This window comes from Bacillus cereus group sp. BfR-BA-01524, from assembly GCF_022662595.1.
GTDB lineage: Bacteria > Bacillota > Bacilli > Bacillales > Bacillaceae_G > Bacillus_A > Bacillus_A thuringiensis_S.
On the sequence record NZ_JAKUDW010000334.1, the window covers coordinates 1 to 327 of the forward strand.

The following is a 327-nucleotide window of genomic DNA, read 5'->3' on the forward strand; positions in this document are numbered from 1 at the left end:
TTCATATACGTAGATTACCTCTTGCGTTCCCTCTACGTATTTACCTTCGGCATTTTTTGGCTTTTCTACCAACTTATAACCTGGGATTTCTTTATTTTCTGTTGTGTACTCGTTTCCGATCTTATCTGTCGTCGTATTGCGTTGCGCGATTTCTTTTCCTTCTTTATCTACGTATTTCGTTACTACACTGCCTTCTACCTCTGGTTTTGGTTCTTCTATTTTTTCATATACGTAGATTACCTCTTGCGTTCCCTCTACGTATTTACCTTCGGCATTTTTTGGCTTTTCTACCAACTTATAACCTGGGATTTCTTTATTTTCTGTTGT

The 327-nt window shown here is 37.6% G+C and carries 1 protein-coding gene; it reads right to left on the bottom strand.

Annotation, left to right across the window (positions count from 1 at the left end; genetic code table 11):
• The coding region (locus MR170_RS31330; RefSeq protein WP_242310706.1) for a MucBP domain-containing protein at positions 1 to 327 on the bottom strand (327 nt) is incomplete at both ends.